The organism is Streptomyces sp. NPDC003011 (assembly GCF_053591515.1).
In genome coordinates this window covers 1-24,114 of the sequence record NZ_JBSFTY010000058.1, presented here as the reverse complement: position 1 = coordinate 24,114, position 24,114 = coordinate 1, and the positions used below count along the sequence as shown (strand labels likewise).

20 protein-coding genes are annotated in these 24,114 nt (G+C 72.8%); 11 read left to right on the top strand and 9 right to left on the bottom strand.

The window, feature by feature from the left end; genetic code table 11:
- Positions 1-53 precede the first annotated feature (53 nt).
- Positions 54-935 (bottom strand): SIS domain-containing protein, encoded by an 882-nt coding sequence (locus ACWD0J_RS27405; protein WP_451498512.1) that lies wholly within the window; start codon positions 933-935, stop codon positions 54-56.
- A 190-nt stretch (positions 936-1,125) separates the two neighbouring features.
- On the opposite strand from ACWD0J_RS27405, the gene ACWD0J_RS27400 reads away from it, so the two are divergent.
- Positions 1,126-1,905, top strand: coding sequence for a DeoR/GlpR family DNA-binding transcription regulator (locus ACWD0J_RS27400; RefSeq protein WP_451498511.1), 780 nt, complete (start codon positions 1,126-1,128; stop codon positions 1,903-1,905).
- Between the two features lie 80 nt (positions 1,906-1,985).
- Positions 1,986-3,830: a glycoside hydrolase family 15 protein gene (locus ACWD0J_RS27395; protein ID WP_451498510.1), complete on the top strand. Its 1,845-nt coding sequence runs from the start codon at positions 1,986-1,988 to the stop codon at positions 3,828-3,830.
- Positions 3,831-3,961: 131 nt separating this feature from the next.
- Here the strand turns inward: ACWD0J_RS27395 and ACWD0J_RS27390 are convergent, their stop codons facing one another.
- The 5 genes from ACWD0J_RS27390 to ACWD0J_RS27370 all read right to left on the bottom strand — a co-directional run bounded on the left by ACWD0J_RS27390 (position 3,962) and on the right by ACWD0J_RS27370 (position 9,310).
- Entirely contained in the window at positions 3,962-5,026 is a 1,065-nt protein-coding gene (locus ACWD0J_RS27390) for a hypothetical protein (RefSeq protein WP_451498509.1), read from the bottom strand.
- Positions 5,027-5,297: 271 nt separating this feature from the next.
- Positions 5,298-5,750: a phospholipase gene (locus tag ACWD0J_RS27385; RefSeq protein WP_451498508.1), complete on the bottom strand. Its 453-nt coding sequence runs from the start codon at positions 5,748-5,750 to the stop codon at positions 5,298-5,300.
- A gap of 745 nt (positions 5,751-6,495) precedes the next feature.
- Positions 6,496-7,263: a cupin gene (locus ACWD0J_RS27380; RefSeq protein ID WP_451498507.1), complete on the bottom strand. Its 768-nt coding sequence runs from the start codon at positions 7,261-7,263 to the stop codon at positions 6,496-6,498.
- Complete coding sequence (locus tag ACWD0J_RS27375) at positions 7,260-8,198, bottom strand: DUF6807 domain-containing protein (protein ID WP_451498506.1); 939 nt, start codon at positions 8,196-8,198, stop codon at positions 7,260-7,262. The genes ACWD0J_RS27380 and ACWD0J_RS27375 overlap by 4 nt, the downstream gene beginning before the upstream one ends.
- Positions 8,195-9,310, bottom strand: coding sequence for a Gfo/Idh/MocA family protein (locus ACWD0J_RS27370; protein WP_451498505.1), 1,116 nt, complete (start codon positions 9,308-9,310; stop codon positions 8,195-8,197). Before ACWD0J_RS27370 ends, ACWD0J_RS27375 begins: the two co-directional genes overlap by 4 nt.
- Positions 9,311-9,691: 381 nt before the next feature.
- Here ACWD0J_RS27370 and ACWD0J_RS27365 point away from each other — a divergent pair, with 381 nt between their 5' ends.
- From ACWD0J_RS27365 to ACWD0J_RS27355, 3 genes are all read left to right on the top strand, one after another.
- Positions 9,692-10,822 (top strand): GNAT family N-acetyltransferase, encoded by a 1,131-nt coding sequence (locus ACWD0J_RS27365; protein ID WP_451498504.1) that lies wholly within the window; start codon positions 9,692-9,694, stop codon positions 10,820-10,822.
- 545 nt (positions 10,823-11,367) lie between these two features.
- The gene (locus ACWD0J_RS27360) at positions 11,368-11,937 is read left to right on the top strand and encodes a hypothetical protein (RefSeq protein WP_451498503.1); all 570 of its coding nucleotides are present in this window, start codon (positions 11,368-11,370) and stop codon (positions 11,935-11,937) included.
- 314 nt (positions 11,938-12,251) lie between these two features.
- Complete coding sequence (locus ACWD0J_RS27355) at positions 12,252-14,021, top strand: protein kinase domain-containing protein (protein ID WP_451498502.1); 1,770 nt, start codon at positions 12,252-12,254, stop codon at positions 14,019-14,021.
- 24 nt (positions 14,022-14,045) lie between these two features.
- Here the strand turns inward: ACWD0J_RS27355 and ACWD0J_RS27350 are convergent, their stop codons facing one another.
- Both ACWD0J_RS27350 and ACWD0J_RS27345 read right to left on the bottom strand, forming a co-directional pair.
- The gene (locus ACWD0J_RS27350) at positions 14,046-14,855 is read right to left on the bottom strand and encodes a response regulator (protein ID WP_451498501.1); all 810 of its coding nucleotides are present in this window, start codon (positions 14,853-14,855) and stop codon (positions 14,046-14,048) included.
- Entirely contained in the window at positions 14,852-16,474 is a 1,623-nt protein-coding gene (locus tag ACWD0J_RS27345) for an ATP-binding protein (RefSeq protein WP_451498542.1), read from the bottom strand. Before ACWD0J_RS27345 ends, ACWD0J_RS27350 begins: the two co-directional genes overlap by 4 nt.
- A 389-nt stretch (positions 16,475-16,863) precedes the next feature.
- On the opposite strand from ACWD0J_RS27345, the gene ACWD0J_RS27340 reads away from it, so the two are divergent.
- From ACWD0J_RS27340 to ACWD0J_RS27320, 5 genes are all read left to right on the top strand, one after another.
- Positions 16,864-17,850 carry a Bug family tripartite tricarboxylate transporter substrate binding protein gene (locus ACWD0J_RS27340; RefSeq protein WP_451498541.1) on the top strand — a complete coding sequence of 329 codons (987 nt, stop codon included), beginning with the start codon at positions 16,864-16,866 and terminating at the stop codon, positions 17,848-17,850.
- Positions 17,847-18,383 carry a tripartite tricarboxylate transporter TctB family protein gene (locus ACWD0J_RS27335; protein ID WP_451498500.1) on the top strand — a complete coding sequence of 179 codons (537 nt, stop codon included), beginning with the start codon at positions 17,847-17,849 and terminating at the stop codon, positions 18,381-18,383. Before ACWD0J_RS27340 ends, ACWD0J_RS27335 begins: the two co-directional genes overlap by 4 nt.
- Position 18,384: 1 nt before the next feature.
- Positions 18,385-19,878 (top strand): tripartite tricarboxylate transporter permease, encoded by a 1,494-nt coding sequence (locus ACWD0J_RS27330; RefSeq protein WP_451498499.1) that lies wholly within the window; start codon positions 18,385-18,387, stop codon positions 19,876-19,878.
- Between the two features lie 165 nt (positions 19,879-20,043).
- Positions 20,044-21,243, top strand: coding sequence for an MFS transporter (locus ACWD0J_RS27325; protein WP_451498498.1), 1,200 nt, complete (start codon positions 20,044-20,046; stop codon positions 21,241-21,243).
- Between the two features lie 67 nt (positions 21,244-21,310).
- Positions 21,311-22,051 (top strand): maleylpyruvate isomerase family mycothiol-dependent enzyme, encoded by a 741-nt coding sequence (locus ACWD0J_RS27320; RefSeq protein ID WP_451498497.1) that lies wholly within the window; start codon positions 21,311-21,313, stop codon positions 22,049-22,051.
- A 6-nt stretch (positions 22,052-22,057) separates the two neighbouring features.
- Here ACWD0J_RS27320 and ACWD0J_RS27315 read toward each other — a convergent pair whose 3' ends face one another.
- Positions 22,058-22,453 (bottom strand): MarR family winged helix-turn-helix transcriptional regulator, encoded by a 396-nt coding sequence (locus ACWD0J_RS27315; RefSeq protein ID WP_451498496.1) that lies wholly within the window; start codon positions 22,451-22,453, stop codon positions 22,058-22,060.
- Between the two features lie 86 nt (positions 22,454-22,539).
- On the opposite strand from ACWD0J_RS27315, the gene ACWD0J_RS27310 reads away from it, so the two are divergent.
- Positions 22,540-24,066, top strand: coding sequence for an MFS transporter (locus tag ACWD0J_RS27310; protein ID WP_451498495.1), 1,527 nt, complete (start codon positions 22,540-22,542; stop codon positions 24,064-24,066).
- Positions 24,067-24,114 lie beyond the last annotated feature (48 nt).

Genomic DNA, 24,114 nt, shown 5'->3' with positions numbered 1-24,114 from the left:
GTGGGCTTCAGGGGCCGGGGATCGTGAGCTTCGGGGGCCGGGGATCGTGAGCTTCAGGGGCCGAGGATCACCGAGCGGGTGAGGTGGCGCGGCCGGTCGGGGTCCAGGCCGCGGGCGGTGGCGAGCGCGACGGCCAGGCGCTGGACGCGGACCAGTTCGGCGAGCGGGTCCAGAGCGCCCGCCACCCATGCCCCGCCGGTCGCGCGCACCTGTCCGGCCAATCCGTCCGGGGCCTCGCCGAGCATCCAGGCGGCGGTGGAGTGGGTGGTGACGCTGATGGGGCCGTGCCGGTACTCCATCGCCGGGTAGGCCTCGCTCCAGGCGAGGGCGGCCTCGCGCATCTTCAGTCCGGCCTCGTTCGCCAGCCCGACCGTCCAGCCGCGGCCGAGAAAGGTGAACTGTGCGCAGTCCACAAGCCCTTGGGGCAGTTCCGAGGTGAGTGCGGTGCGGGCGTCGGTGATGACGGCCTCGGTGTGCAGTCCCAGGTGGGCGCGGAGCAGGGTCAGGGCAGTGGTCGCGAACCGGGTCTGGACAACGGAGCGTTCGTCCGCGAAGTCGAGCACGACGAGGTCGTCGGCGGCCGTCCTGACGGGCGTGTGCGGGTCCGCGGTGATCGCGGTCGTGCGCGTACGCCCCGTCAACCGCCTCAGCAGGTCAAGCACTTCGGTGGTGGTGCCGGAGCGGGTGAGGGCCACCACGCGGTCGTAGGAGCGGCCGTGCGGGAACTCGGAGGCGGCGAACGCGTCCGTCTCGCCCTGCCCGGATCCCTCCCGCAGCGCCGCGGCGGACTGCGCCATGAAGTACGAGGTGCCGCATCCGACGAGCGCGACCCGCTCCCCCGGCGCCGGCAGCGCCCCGCCCTGCTCCGGCGCCCGGGCCGCTGCCCGGGCCCAGCACTCGGGCTGACTGGCCAGCTCGTCCGCGACATGAGTCATGCCGAACCCCTCCCCAGGAATGCTTGTTCTTGCAAGATAGAGCGGACTTTCGAGCACGATCAAGCATTCGGACCGGATCCGGGTGCGCTAGGGTCGCCGGGAGATCGGGGACCGGTCGAGGACGAGTCGGGGACGAGTCGGGGACGAGTCGAGTACCGGTCGAGGGACGCTCGGGAGACGGAGGGCACGGATGTCGCGCGACGCCCGCTGGAAGGCGCTGCTGGAACTGCTCGTCGAGCGCGGACGGCTGGACGTCGAGGAGGCCGCCGCCGAACTCGCGGTCTCCTCCGCGACGATCCGCCGAGATCTCGACCAGCTGGCCGAGCAGCAGATGCTCGTCCGCACCCGGGGCGGCGCGGTCGTGCACGGGGTGTCGTACGAACTGCCGCTGCGCTACAAGACGGCCCGGCACGCCTCCGAGAAGGAGCGCATCGCCAAGGCGGTCGCGGACCTCCTCGCCCCCGGCGAGGCGGTGGGCCTGACCGGCGGCACGACCACCACCGAGGTGGCGCGGGCCATGGCCGTGCGCAGCGACCTGGCGTCCGGCTCGCCCGCGCTGACGGTCGTCACCAACGCGCTCAACATCGCCAGCGAGCTGGTGGTACGCCCCCAGTTCAAGATCGTGCTGACCGGCGGGGTGGCCCGCCCGCAGTCCTACGAACTCGTCGGGCCGCTCGCGGACACCGTGCTGAGCCAGCTCACCGTCGACGTGGCGGTGCTCGGGGTCGTCGCCTTCGACGCGCTCCACGGGGCCGCCGCCCACGACGAGGCGGAGGCGGCGGTCAACCGGCTGCTGTGCGAGCGTGCCGAGCGGGTCGTCGTCGCCGCCGACTCCAGCAAGCTGGGCCGGCGGGCCTTCGCCCGGATCTGCGCGGCCGAGGCGGTGCACACGCTGGTCACGGACACGGCCGTCCCCGCGGACGTCGTGCGCCGGTTCGAGGAGGCGGGGCTGCGGGTCGTCGCGGTCTAGCGCCGTTACCGGCCCCGCGCTGTCCCGTGCCGCCTAAGCTGAGGCCGAGGCCGAGGGACGTGCCGGGCATGGAGGCTGCGATGGATGGACCACCGACCACACAGACCGCACAGCACGGGGCCGGGAGCGGGCGTTACCTGCCGATCGCCGAGCACGGTCTGATCGGCGACCTGCGCAGCGTGGCCCTGGTGGGCACCGACGGCACGATCGACTGGTACTGCTGCCCGTCCTTCGACGCCCCGAGCGTCTTCGCCTCCGTCCTGGACGCGGACAAGGGCGGCTCGTTCGAGCTGGCGGCGACCGTGCCGGCCCGGACCAAGCAGTTCTACTTCCCCGACACCAACGTGCTGATCACCCGGTTCTTCACCGAGGACGGCGTCGGCGAGGTGCAGGACTTCATGCCGGTCGACGGGGCCGCGGTGGAGACCGAACGCCACCGGCTGATCCGGCGGGTGCTGTGCGTGCGCGGCTCCATCCCGTTCCGTACCCGCGTGGCGCCGCGCTTCGACTACGGCAGCGAGCCGCACACCGTGCGCATGGCCGGCGACGTCGCGGTGTTCGAGTCCGCCAAGCTGTCGCTGGGGCTGACCGCGACCGTGCCGCTGGAGGTCGACGGCCAGGACGCGTACGCCGACTTCAAGCTGGCCGAGGGCGAGTCGGCGGTGTTCGCGCTGGACCAGGTGGGCGGCGAGGTGGCGCCCCGCCGATGCGCGCGGACGGAGGCCGAGGAGCAGTTCACCACCACGGTGGAGTACTGGCGGAACTGGCTGACCCAGTCCAAGTACCGTGGCCGCTGGCGGGAGATGGTGCACCGTTCGGCCCTCACGCTGAAGCTGCTGACCTACGCGCCGACCGGGGCGATCGTGGCGGCGCCGACGACGAGCCTGCCCGAACAGCTCGGCGGCGAGCGCAACTGGGACTACCGGTACGTGTGGGTGCGGGACGCCGCCTTCTGTGTGTACGCGCTGCTGCGGCTGGGCTTCACCGGCGAGGCCGAGGCGTTCATGAACTTCCTGACCCGGCACATCAGTCCGGGTGACGGCAAGCCGTCGGGTCCGCTCCAGATCATGTACGGCATCGACGGCCGCACCGATCTGACGGAGCGTGAACTCGGTCATCTGGAGGGGCATCGGGCCTCCGCGCCGGTGCGGATCGGCAACGCGGCGGCCGAGCAGCTCCAACTCGACATCTACGGCGCGCTGATCGACTCGATCTACCTCTACGACAAGTGGGCCAAGCCGATCTCCAGCAGCCAGTGGGACGACGTGTGCGCGCTGGTGGACTGGGTGTGCGAGAACTGGGACCAGCCCGACGAGGGCATCTGGGAGACCCGCGGGGGCCGCAAGAACTTCCTGTACTCGCGGCTGATGTGCTGGGTGGCGATCGAGCGGGGCATCCGGATGGCCAACCGCCGCGGTCTGCCCGCCGACCTGAACCGCTGGCGGGAGTGCCGCGACACCATCTACCGGCGGATCATGAGCCGGGGCTGGTCGGAGACGCGCCAGGCGTTCGTGCAGCACGAGGACGGCGACGTGCTCGACGCGGCGGTGCTGATGATGCCGCTGACGAAGTTCATCGCGCCCACCGACCCCAAGTGGCTGTCCACGCTGGACGCCCTCACCCACGACCTGGTGTCCGACTCGCTGGTCTACCGCTACGACCCGCTGGAGAGCCCCGACGGGCTGCGCGGCGACGAGGGCACGTTCTCCATCTGCTCGTTCTGGTACGTCGAGGCCATGGTGCACGCCGGGCGGATCGACGAGGCGCGGCTGGCGTTCGAGAAGATGCTCACCTACGCCAACCATCTCGGCCTGTACGCCGAGGAGATCAGCCACACCGGCGAGCAACAGGGCAACTTCCCGCAGGCGTTCACTCATCTCGCCCTCATCAGCGCGGCCTTCAATCTGGACCGTGCCCTCGGCTGAGGGCCACGGGCTGAGGGCGCGGCGGCGAATCGGCCCAGCAGGGGCACCTGCCGGAACAGTTCGAGGTGACCGTAGGCGGGCGCCCGCTTAGAGAAGGTGGCCATCGCCGCGTTCAGGGGCCCGCCCAGGACTCAGTGCCCGTGGCCGCCGGAGGTCGTGTGACCTTCGGAGGTCGCGTGGCTGTCCGAGGTCGCGTGGCTGTCCGAGGGCTGCGGGGCAGCCGGGCTCTGCTCGGCGCCGGAGGGCGTTCCCGGGCCCGTCCGCTCATCCGCCTCCGTGTGCCCCTCGCCCGCCGCCGTCCCGGCCCGGACGGTGAACGCCGCGGTGTGGACCTTCCCCGCGTGCTTGAAGTCGAGGAAGAGCCGGTAGCTGCCGGCGCTCGGTGCCGTGGCGGTGAAGGAGACGGCCGGGCCGGGCTCGGTCCTGCCGTCACCGGGTTCACCGGTCGGGTGGACGTGCAGGTACGCGAGGTCTCCGGAGCGCAGCGCCACCAGGTGGCCGTAGGCGCCGAGGTAGGGCTGGAGGTCGGTGACGGGCCGGCCGGCGCGGGAGACCGTCAGGGTGAGTTCGCCGGCCGCGCCGGGGCGCAGGGCGCCGTCGAGTTCGACCTCGTAGCCGTTCACCCGCGCGGTGGCGCTCGGCGCCGGGAGGCGTTGCGGCGCGTAGGGGCCGGAGGCCGCCAGGTCCGCGCCGAGGGTGAGGTTCTCGGCGTCCTTCCGTGCCGGGGTGAAGTCGGCGAAGACCCGGTATCCGCCCGCCCGGGGCAGCTCGACGGGGATGCTCCAGGTGCCGTCGGCGGCTCGGGCCGGGTGCAGGTGACGGTAGGTGACCAGGTCACGCGAGGCCACGATGAGATGGAGTTCTTTGTCGTGCTCGCGTTGGTAGGCGGTGACGGCGCGGCCGGTGTCGTCGCGGATGACGAAGCGCAGGTCCGACTGGTGGCCTGCGGCGACCTGCGGAGTCCTGAGGTCGAGGGTGTAGCCGTTCGCGGAGATCTGCAGCCCGCCGGGCGGCTGCGCCTCGTGCCCCGTACGGCCACCTTCCCCCGGTGTCGGTGGCGCCTCGCCGTGGCTCCCGTGGCGCGCGGGCGTGGGGTCCTCGACGACCGGGTCGAGGCCCTTGCCCACGCCGTAGGCCGTGGTGAACGTCGCGGCGAGCGCGGCGGCGAACGTCGTGATCTTCAGTCCAGCGTGCATGGCCGGCTCCTGGGCGGTCAGGGCCTCCGGCGTTCTTGCCGAGACCTCCTACTTCTGCATACCCCTAGGGGGTATAAGGTCAAGCCTTCGGGGCGTCCCCCATATACCCGGGTGGGGTATCCGGGGAACACATTGAATGATACCCCCACCCCGTATGTGCGTCGCGGTCCCGTGGCCCCTGCGGGTGCTGTTCCTCGTCACCCCGGGCGTGCCCGCGGGCGTCCTGGAAGGTCGAGAGCCGCCCTGGACCTTCCAGGCTTCGCCGGCTCGGTCAGCCGAAGGCCCTGACCGCCTGGTAGTAGGTCCACGCCGTGCTGTCGCAGGCAGTCCTGGTCCCGCCGGTGTAGGGGACGCACACGCGCTTGAGATCCTCGTAGAAGGCACTGTCCAGGCGCGCCTTGTGGGCACTGAAGGTGCCCGCGGCCTTGTAGTTGCGGTAGCCGAAGTCGTGGCGCGCGCAGGAGATCGAGAAGGGGAAGCCGAACGGGTTGTCCGGCGAGGAGGAGCAGTAGTCGGTGGTCCAGTCGAACCCGTACGCGCTCCAGGCGGGCTGGTTCGTGCGGGCGGTGTTCCAGGCGCTGTAACTCGACGCGCTGGTCTGGGTCCAGCTCGCGAGGACCTGGGGCTTGTCGGCGGGAGCGGCCTCGGCGGCCGCGGCCGTACCGACGACGGTGGCCAGGGCCAGAGTCGAGGCGGCAAGAGCGGTGGCGAATCTGCGGTGCATCCCACACCTCCATGAGGCTGCGATCCGCTCCTCGGATGGCAGGTTCATGACAAGATGATTGACACCGCAACAGTGCTTTCACACCGCATACACCCAAATGGCGTATTAACTCTGGGACGTGACTGGAGATCTGGCGGTGAACAGGCCGTAGGTGCGCACAGGTGGCCGGCGAGGCAACGGAAGCCGGACATCGGCCAGTTGGGCCGCGTGGTGCATGATGCCCGCCGGTCCGTGCGCGGTGCGTGCGGGGTCTGTGCGCGGTCTCTACGTGGTCCGGACGCCTGGCGGTGTCCCCCCGTCTGACGTCGCGCCGGAGTCGGCGCGCACGGCCGCTTCGCTGACGTCACGTCAGTATCGGTGCCCAGCAGCTTGCCTGACGCAGCGTCAGAGCCAGGTGCGCGGCCGTGGCCACCGCGAGCAGCACCGGACCGGTGCCGCCGACGTCCCGTACGGCGTCCCGCGCGGCCTCGCGCAGGGCGGCCGGCCAGCCGGTGAGGGACTCGGGGCGGGCTCAGGCCCGCAGGCCCACCACCAGGGCGCCGGCACCGATCACCGCGGCCGCCACCGCGAACAGCGGCGAGCCGGGCAGTCCCGCCCCGGGCCAGCGCCAGGTCCGCGGCGAACAGCACCGCGCCCACCAGGGCGACGGCCCGCGCCAGCAGCTCGCCGGTCCGCGGGCGCCTCCGCAGCACCGGACTTTCTCCGACGGCCCCCCTGAGACCTCTCGCTCCCCTCGCCGCCCCTGTCACTCGCCCCGGTACGGCAGCGTCGTCCCCGGCAGGCTGTACTCGTCCCGTCTGCCGCACATTCCGAAGCCGCCGAGCCTCGTCGGTGCGGCCTCGTACGCGGTCGCCTCGCCGAGGTGGGCCGGCTCGCCGCCGGCCAGCGCGTCGAGCTGGGCGCCGGTGCGTTCGGCGGCGGCCAGCGCTCCGGCCCGCCACAGCTCGCGCCAGGCGGGAACCTTGTCGCGCACCAACTGGGCCGCGGCGCGCTGGAACTCGACGTACGGGCCGTTGTCGCCGGCGACGAGGGCCTCGCGCAGGACGAGGTACCCCTCGACGGCGAGGTCCCGGCGGCGCCGGGCAGCCGCCGCCGTCTCCTCCCCCGTGCCGGGCGGGAGGCTCGCCGCCGCCGCGTATTTCCCGGGGTCGGCGAGCACCTCGGCCGGGAAGGTGAAGACGGCGTCCCCGGCCTCGGGCAGGCCGCTGTTCTGCATCAGCACGGTGATCCGCAGGCCGCCGCCCTGCACCATGCGGTGCACGGTGCCCGGCGTGAACCAGGCGACCGAGCCGGCCTCCAGAGGGATGTCCCGGTAGCCGTCGGGACTCAGCGTCTGCACCGCGCCCCGGCCGCCGGTGACGACGTACGCCTCCGTGCACACCAGGTGCAGGTGCGGGCTGCCGCCGCACACGCCGTCGGCGGCCTCCCAGTCGTAGGCGCTCAGGTGGGACAGACCGACGGCGCCGGGCAGGGGGCGCGGAAGAGCCGGCGTCCCGGCCGCGGGCTCGCTCACCACGGCATGCCCTCCAGATACGCGGCGACCCGGTCGCGGTCCCAGGCGCCGTCGGCGAGGACGACCCGGTAGCGGTAGGCGAAGGACTCGCCCGGCGGCAGCTCGAACTCCTCGAAGAACGCCCAGGAGAAGGCGACCGTGGGGATCGGCTCGGAGCGCACGAACCAGTGTGACTCGTGGATCGCCCGCTGGTCGTCGAGGTTCTCGGGCGCGTGGGCGAAGACGAGGGTGGACTGCCCGTCGACGTCGTCGTGTTCGGCGGTGAAGGCGAGCCACGGGCCCTGGGTGCCCATCAGCTTGCCCGCATCCGCGCCCGCTCCCCCGTCGAGGTCCGGGCCGAAGACGGTGCCGCCGGTGAAGTCGCGCGGGCCACGCCACTGCAGGCCCGTGTAACCGGCCATCTCACGGCCCGCGGTGGTCGGGGAGCCGAAGGCCAGGGGCTGGTCACGCACGTTGGTGAGACGGATCGACCAGTCCAGCGACCAGGCGCCGGCCGCCTGGTCCACCGAGTGGACGGTCAGGCCGCGCTCCTCGCGCGCCCACTCCGCGCCGCCGTTCTCCACCCAGGTGAGCTCCTCGGTGAGGGCGAGTCGGTCCTCGTCGGCCGTGAACACGGGGAAACCGTCGTGCCGCATCGAGCCGACCCGCTCCGGCAGGGGGAGGTAACCCTGGCCGTGGACATAGCAGTTGCCGCCCCAGAAGTTCTGTCCGGAGAGATGGCTGGCCGTCATCTGCAGGCCCTTGTGCCAGCGGTGGTCGTTCGGGCGGTAACCGGTCACCGTGCGCCCGGCGAGGGTGCGCACCGGGTGGGCGTAGGGCTTGCGGGACTCGAAGGCCTCGGGGTCGGGGCGGTAGACGTAACGGAGGATCTCGGTGCCGTCCGCGGCCTCGACCGCGATGTGCTCGCCGTGGACGTGGCTGACGCGGATGCTCATGCGCGCTCCTTCGGGGCCCAGTGGGGGTGGTCGCCGTGCATCGCCGGGTAGAACGGGTCGCCGGGCGCGATCTCGCCCGCGTGCACCGGGTGGCCGGTGAAGGCGGCCTTGTAGAGGGCGGCGGCGAATTCCAGCGTGGCACGGGCCTCGGGGCCACTGGTCGGCGGCCTGACACCATTGTCGTACGCGTCGAGCAGCGCACCGAGCTGTGCCGTGTGCGAGCTGGGCACGTCGGCGGCGGGGGCGGACCAGGCGGCGGCGCGTGCGGAGTCGACGTGCGGGGCCGGTGTGTAGGCCCAGTCCTCGTTGCGGTGCCCGTACAGGTGGGTGAGCTCGACGGTCGCGTCGGCGCAGTCGACCCGGACGCGGCTGACCTCGTCCGGGGAGAGCACGCTGTTGACGACGGTGGCCAGAGCACCGTTCTCGAACCGGACCAGGGCCGTGGACACGTCCTCGCTCTCGGTGTCGTGGACCAGGCGCGCGGCCATGGCCCGGATCTCCGTCCACGGGCCGAGCAGGTGCAGCAGCAGGTCGTACTGGTGGATGCCGTGCCCCATGGTCGGCCCGCCGCCCTCGGTGGCCCACTTCCCGCGCCACGGCACCGCGTAGTAGGCGGCGTCGCGGTACCACGTGGTCTGGCAGTGCGCGACCCGCGGGGCGCCCAGCTGCCCGCTCGCGATCAGTTCGCGGGCGTGCGCGGCACCGGAGCCGTAGCGGTGCTGGAAGACCACGGCCGCGTACGCGCCCGACGCCTCCTCGGCCGCCGCGATCTCGTCGTACTCGGCGAGCGACAGGGTCAGCGGCTTCTCGCACAGCACCCAGGCACCCGCCTTCAGCGCGGCCACCGTCTGCTCCCGGTGCAGGGACGGCGGCGTGCCGATGAGCACCAGGTCGGGACGTACGGCTTCCAGCATCGCGTCCATCGACGTGTACCCGGCGACGTCCTCGCCCGCGAGGTCGCGGAAGGCGTCGAGCCGGTCCTGGTCGACGTCGACCGCGGCGACCAGTTCCGTGCGGTCCCCGTGGGCTCTGAGGGCCGGCAGGTGACTGCCGCTGACGATGGCACCAGTACCGACCACGGCGACGCGGCGACGGGCTGGGAGCGGGGGCATGCGGTTCTCCTGGTACGGCCGACGGACATGTAGAAAGCGCTTGCTCTTCAGAGGTGACCCTAGGCGCCGGACCATGTCCGGACAACCCCTCTGCAGTGCCTCAGGTGTTCCTCCTGACGCAGCGAGGACGCACCGGACGCCGACCCGATCAGGCCGACGGCCTTCCTCGCACAGCCGTGTCCCGCAGAAGTGACACGTGTCGGGCCGATGTGACGCACGGGGCGCGAGTGCGGCCACGGGCGCGTCCTCGCGTGGCGGGATCGGCGGAACTCGCAGCGGGCTTCAACCGACCGTTGCGGCAGACGTCTTGACAGCGTGCGTACTGTTTCGCGACGTTTGATCCTCGCCGAACAGTTCGGCATCCGGGGGGAGCGGTCGCCCATGCGCACCATGAGCAGGCTGGACATCACGGTCCACAGAACCGGCGAACTGGACGCCTCGCTGTGCGGGGCCTGGCACCGGGCGATGGACGAGTCGCCCGCGTACGCCAACCCCTTTCTCGCCCCGGAGTTCGCGCTCGGGGTCGGCGAACACCGGGGCGGGGCGCGGGTGGCGGTGCTGCGCGAGGGCGCGGATCCCGTGGGCTTCCTGCCGTACGAGCGCAACGCCCTGGGGGTCGGCCGGGCCATCGGTCTCGGGCTCTCCGACTGCCAGGCCCTGGTGCACCGGCCCGGGGTCACCTGGGACTCCGACGAACTGCTGCGGGCCTGCGGGCTGTCCATCTTCGAGTTCGACCATCTCGTCGAGGAACAGAAGCCGTTCGGCCGCCACGTCACGGGCACGTTCGCCTCACCGGTGATCGACCTGGAGCCCGCCGGCGGCGACGGCGACTACGCGACGTGGCTGCGCGGCGCGTACCCCGGGCTGGCCAAGACGACCCTGAAGAAGGAGCGCCGTCTCGGGCGCAACGTGGGCGAGATGCGGTTCGTCCACGACGAACGCGATCCGGCGGCGCTGCGCACGCTCATGCGGTGGAAGTCCGCCCAGTACCGCCGGACGGGACGGATGGACCGGTTCGCGCGGCCGTGGATCGTGGACCTGGTGCACCATCTGTTCCAGGTCCGCGAGGAGCACTTCACCGGCGTGCTGTCCGTGCTGTACGCCGGTGACCGGCCGGTGGCGGCCCACTTCGGGCCACGGTCGCGCACGGTGTTCGCGGCCTGGTTCACCGCGTACGACCCCGAGTTCCGCTACTACTCGCCCGGCCTGATCATGCACCTCCGGCTGGCCGAGGCGGCGGGCCGGGACGGGGTGCGGGTGATGGACATGGGGCGCGGCGAGAAGGAGTACAAGGACTGGCTCAAGACCCGCGAACTGCGGGTGGGTGAGGGGTTCGCGAGCCGGCCCCACCCGGTGGCGGCGGCGCACCGGCTGTGGCGCCGGCCGGTACGCGGCCTGCGGAACACGGTCCTCGCCCATCCCCGCCTGCGTGAGCCGGCCGACCGGCTGCTGAAGACGGTCGGCACCCTGCGCGCGTCGGGCCGGATCCGTCCGGGTGCCCCGGCCCGCTGAGCGGGACGCGGGTCCGCTGTGACCCGTGCCACGGCCGCGTCCGCGTCCGCGGAGGTTTACGGCGCCCCGCGATGGTGAAGCGCTCCGGATGCCCCACCGCGACACCCCGGCCGTCCCCCAGGCCGTCACTCCGGCCCTCACGCCGGCCGTCCCCCCGGAACGACCCCTTCCGGAGCACCCGGCACCGCCTTCGCCGGCCCGGGCCGGCCAAGCCGCGCGACGCCTACTTCGAGGCCGGGGCCCCAGTGGCCGTTCCGGCCGGCCGCCGCCTCGGGACGGGCTCACCGCCGGAGGGAACCCGTGCACGGCCGGGACGCACACCTCACGGCCGCCGAACGCTGATCTCCGGCCGCCTGCGCGAGGTTCGTCGACGCCCCCGGCGGCGCGCCTTGCGTCCCTCAGAGTCGCAGCCGGCCATGGCCGGTCGTCAGGTGGCGGAGGACGGCGTCCCGGGGCCGGAACCGGGGGTTCCGTGGTACAGACAGACCGGACGGGGCGATCGGTGAGGGGGCGGTGCGGTGCTCGGCAGAGGGACGACCGGACGGATGACGGCCGCGGTGTTCGCGGTCGGGGTACTGGGACTGGCGGGCTGCTCCGGCGGCGACGGGAGTGCGGCGAAGCCGACGGACACGGCGGCCGGCAGCCCGACGGCGTCCGCCGCCTCTCCCCTGCCGTCCACGACGGCGTCCGTCCCCGCCGCGTCCGTCCCCGTCACGTCCGACGCTGCCTCGGCGTCGGTACCGGCCTCCACGAGCCCGTCGCCGGTGCCCGTCACCGGGCCGGATCAGATGCTGGTGAAGATGACGGTCAGCGGCGGCTACGCGGGGGTCGGTCAGGAGGTGACACTCCGGGGTGACGGCACCCTCGGGATCAGGGGCAAGGGGAAACCCGTGGTGCGCCGGACCAGCACCGCGCAGTTCACCGAGCTGCGTACGCTGCTCGGCGACCCGGCGCTCGCCGATGTCCCCGCGTTCACGGTCGACCTGAAGGCGGCCGACATGTTCCAGTACGTCCTGCAGTTCGAGGGCCGTACGGTCATCACCGACCGCTCCGCCGAGCAGCCCGCGCTCGACCGTCTCATCGACGCCCTCAGCGCGTGGCTGCCGGGCCGCTGACACCCCGGCGCGATCGGTCGCTGACACCCCGGCGCGATCGTCGAACTCACCGGCGCGGAAGGGCTGTACCGCACCCATGGAGCGCCCCCGTTCGCTACCGACAGGCTCCGGCCCGCCACACCGCCTGCCGCCATCCACCGACCGGGGCCGGCACCGGGAGGCCCGCCGGCCTCACCCGCAGCGTCTGGACAAGCCGTCCGGCAACTCCCGTAGGGCGGAAGTGACGGAAACCCTGAACGTACGCCGGAGCTGAGTTAGCCTCTTCTTCCCTTGGGGACGAACAGGCGTACGGCGAAAACCACTTCGGGGGATGCGTGTCAGAACAGCGGCCGGTGCCACCGGGCTCCGCGACGAGCGAGGCCGCCGCGCTGCGGCAGGCCGGTGCCTCGCCCCTGCATTCCGGTGAACCTCGCCGCATCGGCCCCTACGTGCCGCTGGCGCTGCTGGGCAGCGGCGGGATGGGACGCGTCTATCTCGCGCGTCCCGCGGACGACAGCCCCGGTCTGGTCGCGGTGAAGGTGATCAGACCTGAGTACGCGGACGACCTGAACTTCCGGCGCCGGTTCGAGCGTGAGGCGTCGGTGCACGCCCGGGTCGACACGCCGCACACGCCGAGATTATGCGGCACGGGCTTCGAGGACGCGTTGCTGTGGATGGCCACCGAGTACCTGCCGGGGATCGATCTGGCGGATGCCGTGCGTGAGGGCGGTGCCCTGACGACGGCCGCGGTCTGGCGGCTGGTGGCGGAGCTGGGACAGGCGCTGGCCGACCTCGGCGCCGCGGGGATCGTGCACCGGGACCTGAAACCGTCCAACGTGCTGCTGTGCGTGCGGGGCGCGTACGTGATCGACTTCGGCCTGTCGAAGGCCGTGGACGCGAGCGCGCTCACCGGCACGGGCATCCGGGTGGGGACTCCGGCGTTCATGTCGCCGGAACACCTGCGCACGGGCCGGTCGGACACGACGTCGGACGTGTTCTCCCTGGCCGGGACGCTGGTCTACGCGGCGACCGGGCGTGCCCCCTTCGGCGACGGGTCGGGCGTCGACGTGATGCACCGGGTGGCGTTCGAGGAACCGGACGCCGAGGTCTTCGGGGAGATCACGGCGGCGGACGCGGCGCTCGGCTCACTGCTGTCCGCCTGCCTCGCCAAGGAACCCGGGCGCCGGCCCGCCCCGCGGGACCTGATCGACACGGCCGCGGCCCACACCGTGACGACCGGCTGGCCCGAGCCCCTCGGCGGCCGGGCGCTGGCCCGGCAGCGGGCGTACGAGGTGCTGTGCGACCTGCCCGTCCGGCTCGACGCCCGCGTGCCCTCTTCGGACGACCCGCCGCGGACCCCGCCGCCGGCCCCGGCCGGGCGGACGGGCGAGGACGCTCCGTCCGCGGCCGCCGCACCGGCGCAGGCGGCGGGCCACGTGGCCGCCACACCGCCGGAGCGGTTACCCGCGGGTGCCCGCGCCTCGGGGCGAAGGAAGCGGGTGCTGGTCGTCGCCGCGGGCGTCACCCTGTGCGCGGTGGCCGCGGGCGCCTTCGTCCTCACCCGTCCGGACACCCCGGCCGGCACCGCCGCCCCCGGGTCCCGGGTGACCGTCGGCACCGCCGCGCCCGGTGAGGCCACCCGCCCGGCGACGCCCAAAGGCCCGGACCGGCCGTCCTCGTCCGGCCGGACGGCCGGGGGCGCCGCGCACACCGACGGCGGCGCCGTGCGTACCGAGGTCTCCGGCTCCCCCGCCTCCGACCGACCGGACGGTTCCCCGGCTCCCTCCGCCGAGTCCAGCGCCCCCGCCGGCCTCACCCCGTCCCCGAGCAGCGCGCCGTCCGAGCCGGCCACGCCGCCCTGGATCTCCGACTGCACGCACTACTCCGGCAACGGACGCACCCGCCAGGGGGACAGCGGCAAACGGGTGCTGCAGGTGCAGTGCATGCTGACGAAGCGCGGGTACAGCGTGGGCGGCACGGGCGCGGACGGCGAGTTCGGTTCCGGAACGGAGTCCGCGGTGCGCGGCTTCCAGAGCGCCAAAGGGCTGGACGCCGACGGCGTCGTGGGCCACGAGACCTGGGCCGCTCTCCGCGACACCGAGTGAGCGCCCGCCCGGGCTCCCGTCTCTCTAGGGGGTGCCGCCACCGGGCCGCAGTCCCGTGGCCTGCCCCCGGAACCGGTAGCGGCGCTCGGGCCGCCCCGCCACGCCGTAGCGCAGGGACACGTCGGCACTGCCGATGGTGTGGAAGTACTCCAGGTAACGGCGGGCGCTGACGCGGGAGATGCCGACGGAGGTCGCGCACTCGGCGGCGGACAGGGTGCCCTCCGCGGTACGCAGCGCGCGTGCGACCAGCTCGGCGGTCTCCACGCTCATGCCCTTGGGCAACGCGCCGGCGGTCGACGCCGGCACGGTCGCCCCGGCCAGCACCCGGTCCACGTCGGCCTGGCCGCGCACGACGGTGGCGAGCAGCCGGCCGCGCTGCTGGGCGTAGCGCCCCAGACGGGCCCGCAGGTCCTCGAACTCGAACGGTTTGAGCAGGTAGTCGACGACACCCTGGCGGACGGCACCACGCACCGTGTCGGCTTCCCGGGCGGCGCTGATGACCATGACGTCGCAGTCGTGCCCGGCGGTGCGCAGCCGGGGGATGACGTCCAGGCCGAAGACGTCCGGGAGGTACAGGTCGAGCAGGACGAGGTCCGGGCGCAGCTCGTCAACGGCGTGGGCCGCCTGCTCGCCGGTGTGGGCGACGCCCACGACCCGGAACCCCTCGACGCGTTCGACGAAGGCGCGGTGAACCCTGGCCACCATGAAGTCGTCGTCGACCACGAGCACGTCGATCGTGTCGGACCTGACAGACGTCGACGCGACAGACGTCGACGCGACAGACGCGGACGCGACAGACGTGGAGGACACGCTGGTTCCGTGCTCGCCTCTCATGGGGCCACTCCTTCCGCCACCGCGTCGGTGAGGTGGCTGACGGTCATGCGTGCGGTGAACATGGCCCCGTCGGGCGTGTTGGTCACCGCGATCTCACCCCCGTGACGCTCGCAGACCAGGCGGGTGAGCGCCAGACCGATGCCGCGCTCGCCTTCCTGGGCGGCCTTGGTGGTGAAGCCGTGCGCGAACACCTCCCGGGCGAGCTCCGGTGCGACGCCGGGGCCGGAGTCGCGGACCACGATCTCCACGCTGGAGGCGTCCTGCCGCAGTTCGACCTCGACCCACGCCTCGCGGCCGTCGGACTCCCCGGCGCCCGCGGCGACGGCGGCGGCGTCCACGGCGTTGTCGACCACGTTGCCGACCACGGTCGCCACGTCGGCGGCGTCCTCCGGCGTGAGCCGGCCCAGCGCGGTGCGCTCCGAGATCCGCAGGCTGACCTTCCGTTCGGCGGCCAGCGAGGACTTCGCCATGAGCAGCGCGGCGACAGCGGTGTCACGGACGCGGCGGCTGAGGGTGACGTCCAGCGACTGGCGGCGCTGGTTCAGCGCGCGGAGGTAGCGCACGACCTCGTCCTGCTCCCCGATCTGGATCAGTCCGGAGATGGTGTGCAGCTGGTTGGCGAACTCGTGGGCCTGGGCGCGCAGCAGCTCGGAGGAGCTGCGGAAGGAACCGATCTCCCGCTCCAGCCGGGCCAGTTCCGTGCGGTCCCGCAAGGTGGTGACGGAGCCGAGCGGACGGCCGTCCTTGGTGACGGTCATCCGGTTCATCACCAGCACCCGGCCGTGGCGGACGACGACCTCGTCCCGCCGGCCGGCCGCGCCCTCCCGGTCTCCGGCCAGCACGTCCCGCAGCCGTCCCTCGATGCCGAGTTCGGCCAGGCTGCGGCCCACGCAGTCCCCGGGCAGGCCGAGCAGCCGCCGGCCCATGTCGTTGACCAGCGTGAGGCGGTGCTGCGGGTCCAGGGCGATCACGCCCTCGGCGATCCCGTACAGCATCGCCTCCCGGTGTTCGGCGAGGCCGGCGATCTCCCGCGGTTCCAGGCCGAGGGTCTGCCGTTTGACGCGCCGGGCCAGCAGCAGCGAAGCGGCCAGACCGAGCGCGCTGGCGATCCCCAGATACGCGAGCAGGTAGGAGGAGGCGCCGCTGAGGCGCTGCCACACCGTCGGGTCGGCCTCGCCGATCATCACGGTGCCCAGGTGCTGCCCGAGGTTGTCCCGGGTCGCGCCCAGCACCGGGACCTGGGCGACGAGTTCGCGGCCGCCGTCCAGGGTGAGCGAGCCGGACCAGCCCCGGCCCTCGGCGGCGCCCTCGCCGAGCGGCATCCGGTCACCGATCGCCGTCGGGTTCGTGGAGCTGACGATCCGGCCGCCGGCGTCGGCCACCGTCACGGAGGTGACGTGGGACTGCGTCTGCGTCGCGTTCACCAGCGGGGCCAGGGCCTCCCGCGGCACGGGCCGTACCAGCTGGCTGCGGACCAGGGGGGTGGCCGCCAGCTGCTCGGCCAGCGCGCCGACCCGGCGGCCCTCGACGCGGTTGAAGGTCGCCTCGGACTGGGCGAGGGAGACGGCGGCGACCGCCAGCAGCACCACCACCACGATGGCTAGCTGGAGCACCAGCATCTCGCCCGCGAGGGTCTGGCGGCGGAAGGGGGCGACCACGACGGACTCACTCTCCGGTGTCGGCGGGACGGACGGCGCTCAGGCGCCGGGGCGCCCCATCATGACTCCCGCCCGCGGCCAGGAGAAGAGAGGTGTGCCCGGCTGACCTCCGGTGACCGCAAAGACCACAACCTCCATTGGTTCCGGAAGAGAGACAGGCCCCGAAGGCGCGGGCAGCATGTGGCCCACTTCACCCTCCGCCGCAAGGCTTGCTTCCCTTTCTCCCTGCTTTCCTCTTCCTCCTCCCCTTCCCCCATCCCCCTCTCCCCGTCCTCCTCTCCCCGTCCTCCTCTCGCCCGGCCTCCTCTCTCCCGTCCTCCTCATCGACGTATCGACAGGTGGTGGCACTCGTGCGCCTGCGCACCCCCCTCGCCCTGTTCGGGGCCGCCGTGCTCGTGCTCGTGGGACCTCCGCTCCTCACGAGCGGCAGCGACGCCGCGACCGGCACGCAGATCCCGGGTCTGCGCTTCATGGTCCCCAACACGCCCGGCGGCGGCTACGACATCACGGCCCGTACCGCCGCGAAGAACGCGGAGGACGCCGGTCTCACCCACAGCATCGAGGTGTTCAACCTGCCCGGCGCCGGCGGCACCGTCGGGCTGAGCCGCCTGGTCAGCGAGCACGGCAACGGCAAGCTCGCCATGTCGATGGGCCTCGGGGTGGTGGGCGCCGTGCACTCCAACCACGCGCCCAGGACACTCGCCGACACCACCCCGATCGCCCGGCTCACCGAGGAGCAGGACGTCGTCGTGGTCGGCAAGGACTCCCCGTACACGACGATCGACCAGCTCGTCGGCGCCTGGAAGGCGAACCCGGGCAAGCTCCCGGTGGGCGGCGGCTCCTCGCCCGGCGGGCCCGACCATCTCGCGCCGATGCTGATGGCGCAGGCGGCCGGCATCGCACCGAAGGACGTCAACTACATCCCCTTCGACGGGGGCGGCGAGCTGCTCGCGTCGATCCTCGGCAACAAGGTCGCCTTCGGCGTGTCCGGCGTGGGCGAGTATCTGGACCAGATCAAGGCGGGTGAGCTGCGGGTGCTCGCGGTCACCGGCCCCGAGCGCGTCGACGACCTCGCCGAGGCGCCCACGCTCAGGGAGTCCGGCTACGACGTCGACTTCACCAACTGGCGCGGCATCGTGGCCCCGCCCGGCCTGACCGACGCCGAGCGCGACAAACTCGTACGCCTCGTCGAGGAGTTGCACGACTCCCCGGAGTGGCGCAAGTCGCTCCAGCAGAACGGCTGGGACGACGCGTTCCTGACCGGCGAGAAGTTCGGCGACTTCCTGCGCGCCCAGGACAAGCGCGTGGTGGCGGTACTGAAGGAGCTGGGACTGTGACGACACGGACCGACATCCCCGAGGCCGAGACGTCCGGCGGTCGTTCCTGGCTGCGCGAGCACTCCGAACTCGGCGTGTGCGTCATGCTGCTGGCGCTCGGCGCGCTGGTGCTGACCGACGCGCTCACCATGGACGTCGACATCACCCAGCGCGGGCCCGTCGGCCCGAAGACCGTGCCGGTCGTGGTCGGCGTCGGGCTGCTCGTCATCGCCGCGCTGCTCGCCGTCGACGTCCTGCGCGGCGGCCGGGGCCAGGCGGAGACCGGTGAGGACGTCGACCTGTCCGAACCGGCCGACTGGCGCACGGTGTTGCTGCTCACCGGCGTGTTCCTCGGCGCCGCCGTCCTCATCGAGCCGGCCGGATTCCCCGTCGCGGGCGCGCTCCTGTTCTGGGGAGCCGCCTTCGCACTGGGCAGTCGCCGCCTCGACCGGGACCCGCTCATCGCGGCCGTGCTCTCCCTGGCCACCTACGCCGTCTTCAACAACCTGCTCGGAGTACCGCTGCCCGGCGGCCCGCTGATGGGAGTGCTGTGACATGGACGCCCTCAACTCCCTGATCGACGGCTTCGGAACGGCCCTGACGCCGGTCAACCTGCTGTGGGCGGCGATCGGCGTGCTGCTCGGCACCGCGATCGGCGTGCTGCCCGGCATCGGGCCCGCGATGGCGGTCGCGCTGCTGCTGCCGGTGACGTACGGACTCGCCCCGACCGGCGCGTTCATCATGTTCGCGGGCATCTACTACGGCGCGATGTTCGGCGGCTCGACCACCTCGATCCTGCTGAACACGCCGGGCGAGAGTGCCGCCGTGGTGGCGGCCATGGAAGGCAACCCGATGGCCAAGTCGGGGCGCGGCGCACAGGCGCTCGCGGCCGCCGCCATCGGCCACTTCGCGGGCGGCATGATCGGCACGATGCTGCTGGTCGCGCTCGCGCCGACGGTCGCCGAACTGGCCGTGGACATCGGGGCGCCGGACTACTTCGCCATCATGGTGCTGGCGTTCATCGCCGTGACGTCGGTGCTGGGGTCCTCCCGCATCCGCGGCCTGGCGTCCCTGCTCATCGGTCTCACGCTCGGCCTGGTGGGCCTGGACCAGATGACCGGCCAGCAGCGCCTGACCTTCGGCTCCCTCCAGCTCGCCGACGGCATCGACGTGGTGATCGTCGCGGTCGGTCTCTTCGCGATCGGCGAGGCTCTGTGGGTCGCCGCCCACCTGCGGCGCCTGCCGCCCGAGCCGATCCCGGTGGGCCGCCCCTGGCTGGGCCGCGAGGACGTGCGCCGCACCTGGAAGTCGTGGCTGCGCGGCCCGCTCATCGGCTTCCCGTTCGGCGCGGTCCCGGCGGGCGGCGCCGAGATCCCGACCTTCCTGTCGTACGTCACCGAGAAGCGCCTGTCGAAGCACAAGGACGAGTGGGGCAAGGGCGCCATCGAGGGCGTGGCGGGTCCGGAGTCGGCGGCGTCGGCCTCGGCGGCGGGCACGCTGGTGTCCATGCTGACCCTGGGGCTGCCGACCACGGCGGTCGCGGCGGTGATGCTGGCCGCCTTCCAGCAGTACGGCATCCAGCCGGGTCCCCTTCTCTTCGAACGCGAACCCGACCTGGTGTGGGGCCTGATCGCCTCGCTCTTCGTCGGCATGGTGCTGCTGCTCGCGCTCAACCTGCCGTTGGCGCCGGTGTGGGCGAAGCTGCTGCGCATCCCCCGGCCGTATCTGTACGCCGGGATCATGTTCTTCGCGGCGGTCGGCGCGTACGCCGTCGGCGGCGAGGTGATCGACCTGGTGATCCTGCTGATCATCGGCCTGATCGGCTTCGGCATGCGGCGGTACGGGCTGCCGGTCCTGCCCGCCGTCATCGGCGTCATCCTCGGCCCGAACGCCGAGCAGCAGCTGCGGCGCGCCCTGCAGATCAGCGATGGCAGTGTCCGGGGCCTGGTCGACACGCCCTTCGCGGTGACCGTGTACGCGGTGGTCGTCCTGTTGCTGGCCTGGCCCCTGCTGAAGAGGCTGGTGGTGCGCGGTCGCGCGGCGGTCTGAACGGTTCGCGGGGCGTCCGGGACCGGTGGGGAGGCGGGGCGCTCCGGGGCGTCGGCGGGGAGCGGGACGGTGCCCTTCACCGGCGGGACCCTCCCGCTTCGTCGCGGCGCGCCCCTCTCCCTTTCTTCCTTGCGCTCTCCTCCCGCACCGACCTAGCCTGCTTTTGTGCCGCCAATAAACAAAGTAGGGTCACGCAGCTCGGAGACCGACAGCGCACTCACCCGGCTCCGGGTGGTCCTCACGGTCTTCTTCGCCCTCGACGGCTTCGTCTTCGCCGGCTGGGTGGTCCGCATCCCCGCCGTCAAGGAGCAGACCAACGCCTCGGCCGGCACCCTCGGCCTCGCCCTCCTGGGCGTCTCCGCCGGCGCGGTCGTCACCATGATCCTCACGGGCCGCCTGTGCCGCCGCTACGGCAGCCACCCCGTGACCGTCGTCTGCGCCGTGCTGCTCTCCCTGAGCGTCGCCCTGCCTGCGCTCACCCACTCCGCCCTCGCCCTCGGCGCGGTCCTGCTGGTCTTCGGGGCCGCGTACGGCGGGATCAACGTCGCCTTCAACAGCGCCGCCGTCGACCTGGTGGCCGCCCTGCGACGGCCGATCATGCCGAGCTTCCACGCCGCCTTCAGCCTCGGCGGCATGATCGGGGCGGGGCTCGGCGGCCTGGTCGCCGCCCACCTGTCCCCCACCCGGCACCTGCTCGGCCTGACCCTGATCGGCCTGGCGGTGACCGCCGCCGCGGGACCGGCCCTGCTGCGCCACGAAGCGCCGGTGCCGCGGGACCGCGCCCAGCGCCAGGAGCGGGAGGACCGGCGCCTCGATCCCCGTACTCGCGGACTGGTCGTCGTCTTCGGCCTGATCGCCCTGTGCACCGCCTACGGCGAGGGCGCGCTGGCGGACTGGGGCGCCCTGCACCTGCAGCAGGACCTCGGCGCCTCCCCCGGCGTCGCGGCGGCGGGCTACTCCTGTTTCGCGCTCGCCATGACGGTCGGCAGGCTCACCGGCACCGCCCTCCTCCAGCGCCTGGGCCGGACCTTCACCGTGGTCGCGGGCGGAGCCATCGCCGCGGCGGGCATGCTGGCCGGCGCACTCGCCCCGGAGATCTGGATGGTGCTCCTGGGCTTCGCCGTCGCCGGTCTCGGTCTCGCCAACATCTTCCCGGTCGCCGTCGAACGCGCCGGTGCCCTGGCCGGTCCGACCGGCGTCGCCGTCGCCTCCACCCTCGGTTACGGCGGCATGCTGCTGGGGCCGCCCGCCATCGGGTTCATGGCCGACTGGCTCTCCCTGCCCGTCGCCCTCACCAGCGTCGCCGCGCTCGCGGCCGTCGCCGCCCTGACCGGTTTCGCCTTCCGGCGTGCGGCGCCAGGGTGATCCCGAAGAGGGCCTCCCCGACCCGGAGCCGCCCTGTGAGCGCACTCCATCGGGCACACTGACCGCCATGGAGACTGCCGAGTTCACGACGATCCTGCACCGGGAGGGCGGGTCACTGGCCGCGGCCGCCGAGGAGGCCGGCACCGGCGCGAAGGTGCCGACCTGCCCGGGGTGGCAGGTGAGCGACCTGCTGCGGCACACCGGGATGGTGCACCGCTGGGCGACCGCGTTCGTCGCCGAGGGCCACACCTCCTACCAGCCCGACGGCGGCCTGCCCGGCCTGGACGGCGCCGAGTTGCTCGCCTGGTTCCGGGAGGGGCACGGGCGGCTCGTCGACACGCTCGCCGCCGCCTCCCCCGACGTGCGGTGCTGGCACTTCCTGCCCGCGCCCTCACCGCTCGCGTTCTGGGCCCGGCGCCAGGCGCACGAGACGGCCGTGCACCGCTTCGACGCCGAGTCCGCCCGGGGCGGCACACCCGGCGGGCTCGACGGTGACTTCGCGGCGGACGGCATCGACGAGCTGCTGAGCGGCTTCCACGCCCGCGCCAAGAGCAGGGTGCGCAGCGAGCGGCCCCGCATCCTGCGGGTACGGGCGACGGACACGGACGGCGCGGTGTGGACCGTACGGCTGTCATCGGAGCCGCCGGTGCCCGAGCGGGGCGACGCCGGGGAGGCGGACTGCGAAGTGACCGGCCCCGCCGCGGGGTTGTACCTGTCGCTGTGGAACCGGCTGCCGTTCCCGGCCGTGACCGGGGACACCTCCGTGGCCGAGCTGTGGCGCGAGAAGTCGGCCGTGACCTGGAGCTGAGCCCGGTCAGCCGGAGGCGAGCATCCTGGTCAGCACCGCGCGCTGCACCGGCAGCACAGCGTCGTGCAGCGCGCGCCCCTTCTCCGTGAGCGCCACCCGCACGCCCCGCCGGTCCTCGGGACACATCCCGCGCTCGACGAGCCCGTCCTTCTCCAGCCGGGCGATCAGCCGCGACAGGGCGCTCTGGCTGAGGTGGACGCGCTCGGAGATCTCCTGGACGCGGTACGAGCAGACGCCGTCCGCGGAACGCCCCTCGGACAGCACGTCGAGCACCTCGAAGTCACTGGCGCACAGGCCGTGCCGGTGCAACGCGCGGTCGAGTTCGCACTGGGTGCGGGCGTGCAGCGCCAGGATCTCCCGCCACTGTCGCGCGAGCGCCTGCTCGGCCTTCTTCGCCGCCATGGGCGCACCGTAGCAGAGGAACAGAGTCATTGCATCAGAATTAAATGCGCTTGCATTTGATGCGTCCGCATGTAGTGTTCTGGCGCATGACCTCTCCGCTCACCGTCCCCGCGTCCGAGGGACGCTGGACGCCCCGTCTGTGGGGCACCCTGCTCGTGCTGTGCGCCGCGATGTTCCTGGACGCGCTCGACGTGTCGATGGTCGGCGTCGCCCTGCCGTCCATCGGCGCCGACCTCGGCCTGTCCACCTCGACCCTGCAATGGATCGTCAGCGGCTACATCCTGGGCTACGGCGGCCTGTTGCTCCTCGGCGGACGGACCGCCGACCTGCTGGGCCGCCGCCAGGTCTTCCTGATCGCCCTGGGTGTCTTCGCCCTCGCCTCACTGCTCGGCGGGCTCGTCGACTCGGGTCCGCTGCTGATCGCCAGCCGCTTCATCAAGGGCCTGAGCGCGGCCTTCACCGCCCCGGCCGGCCTGTCGATCATCACCACGACGTTCCCCGAGGGCCCGCTGCGCAACCGCGCGCTCTCCATCTACACCACCTGCGCGGCCACCGGCTTCTCGATGGGCCTGGTGCTCTCCGGCCTGCTCACCGAGGCCAGTTGGCGCCTGACCATGCTGCTGCCCGCGCCCATCGCCCTGATCGCGCTCGCCGCCGGACTGAAGCTGCTGCCGCGCACCGCCCGCGAGAAGGACCACAACGGCTACGACATCCCCGGCGCCGTGCTCGGCACCGCCTCGATGCTGCTGCTGGTCTTCACCGTCGTCCAGGCCCCGGAGGCCGGCTGGACGTCGGCGCGCACCCTGCTGTCCTTCCTCGCCGTCGCCGTCCTGCTCACGGTGTTCGTGCGGGTCGAGCGGCGCTCACCCGGCCCGCTCATCCGGCTCGGCGTGCTGCGTTCCGGCACCCAGATCCGCGCCCAGCTCGGCGCGATGGCCTTCTTCGGGTCGTACGTCGGCTTCCAGTTCCTGGTCACCCTCTACATGCAGTCGCTGCTCGGCTGGTCGGCGCTGCACACGGCGCTCGCCTTCCTGCCCGCGGGCGCGCTGGTGGCGCTGTCCGCGACGAAGATGGGCGCGATCGTCGACCGGTTCGGCACCCAGCGGCTGATCGCGGCGGGCTTCGCGCTGATGGTCGTCGGCTACGCGCTGTTCCTCCGCGTCGACCTCGACCCCGTGTACGCGGCCGTCATCCTGCCGTCGATGCTGCTGATCGGCGCCGCCTGCGCGCTGGTCTTCCCGTCGCTGAACATCCAGGCCACCAACGGCGTCGAGGACCACGAGCAGGGCATGGTCTCCGGGCTGCTCAACACCTCGGTGCAGGTGGGCGGTGCGATCTTCCTCGCGATCGTGACGGCGGTGGTGACCGCGGGCGCTCCCGAGAACGCGACCCCGCAAGCCGTGCTCGACAGCTACCGTCCCGGGCTCGTGGTGGTCACGGCCGTCGCCGCGGCCGGGCTGCTGATCACGCTCACCGGACTGCGGACCGCCCGTCGGCCGCGGGCGTCGGCGTCCGTCGTGGTCACCAAGTCCACCGGGTCCACCGGGTCCACCGGGTCCACTGGCTCCACTGTGAAGGAGACGGAGGCGGAGCGCGTGGCGGTCCGTGACTAGGGGAACGTCTCCGAACCGTGCGCCCGGCGGGGTCCTTGCCCCGCCGGG

Coding starts and splice junctions, on each gene's coding strand:
- ACWD0J_RS27405 (WP_451498512.1), bottom strand. CDS start 935: ATGACTCATGTCGCGGACGAGCTGGCCAGTCAGCCCGAGTGCTGGGCC.
- ACWD0J_RS27400 (WP_451498511.1), top strand. CDS start 1,126: ATGTCGCGCGACGCCCGCTGGAAGGCGCTGCTGGAACTGCTCGTCGAG.
- ACWD0J_RS27395 (WP_451498510.1), top strand. CDS start 1,986: ATGGATGGACCACCGACCACACAGACCGCACAGCACGGGGCCGGGAGC.
- ACWD0J_RS27390 (WP_451498509.1), bottom strand. CDS start 5,026: ATGCACGCTGGACTGAAGATCACGACGTTCGCCGCCGCGCTCGCCGCG.
- ACWD0J_RS27385 (WP_451498508.1), bottom strand. CDS start 5,750: ATGCACCGCAGATTCGCCACCGCTCTTGCCGCCTCGACTCTGGCCCTG.
- ACWD0J_RS27375 (WP_451498506.1), bottom strand. CDS start 8,198: ATGAGCATCCGCGTCAGCCACGTCCACGGCGAGCACATCGCGGTCGAG.
- ACWD0J_RS27370 (WP_451498505.1), bottom strand. CDS start 9,310: ATGCCCCCGCTCCCAGCCCGTCGCCGCGTCGCCGTGGTCGGTACTGGT.
- ACWD0J_RS27365 (WP_451498504.1), top strand. CDS start 9,692: ATGCGCACCATGAGCAGGCTGGACATCACGGTCCACAGAACCGGCGAA.
- ACWD0J_RS27360 (WP_451498503.1), top strand. CDS start 11,368: ATGACGGCCGCGGTGTTCGCGGTCGGGGTACTGGGACTGGCGGGCTGC.
- ACWD0J_RS27350 (WP_451498501.1), bottom strand. CDS start 14,855: ATGAGAGGCGAGCACGGAACCAGCGTGTCCTCCACGTCTGTCGCGTCC.
- ACWD0J_RS27345 (WP_451498542.1), bottom strand. CDS start 16,474: ATGCTGGTGCTCCAGCTAGCCATCGTGGTGGTGGTGCTGCTGGCGGTC.
- ACWD0J_RS27330 (WP_451498499.1), top strand. CDS start 18,385: ATGGACGCCCTCAACTCCCTGATCGACGGCTTCGGAACGGCCCTGACG.
- ACWD0J_RS27320 (WP_451498497.1), top strand. CDS start 21,311: ATGGAGACTGCCGAGTTCACGACGATCCTGCACCGGGAGGGCGGGTCA.
- ACWD0J_RS27315 (WP_451498496.1), bottom strand. CDS start 22,453: ATGGCGGCGAAGAAGGCCGAGCAGGCGCTCGCGCGACAGTGGCGGGAG.
- ACWD0J_RS27310 (WP_451498495.1), top strand. CDS start 22,540: ATGACCTCTCCGCTCACCGTCCCCGCGTCCGAGGGACGCTGGACGCCC.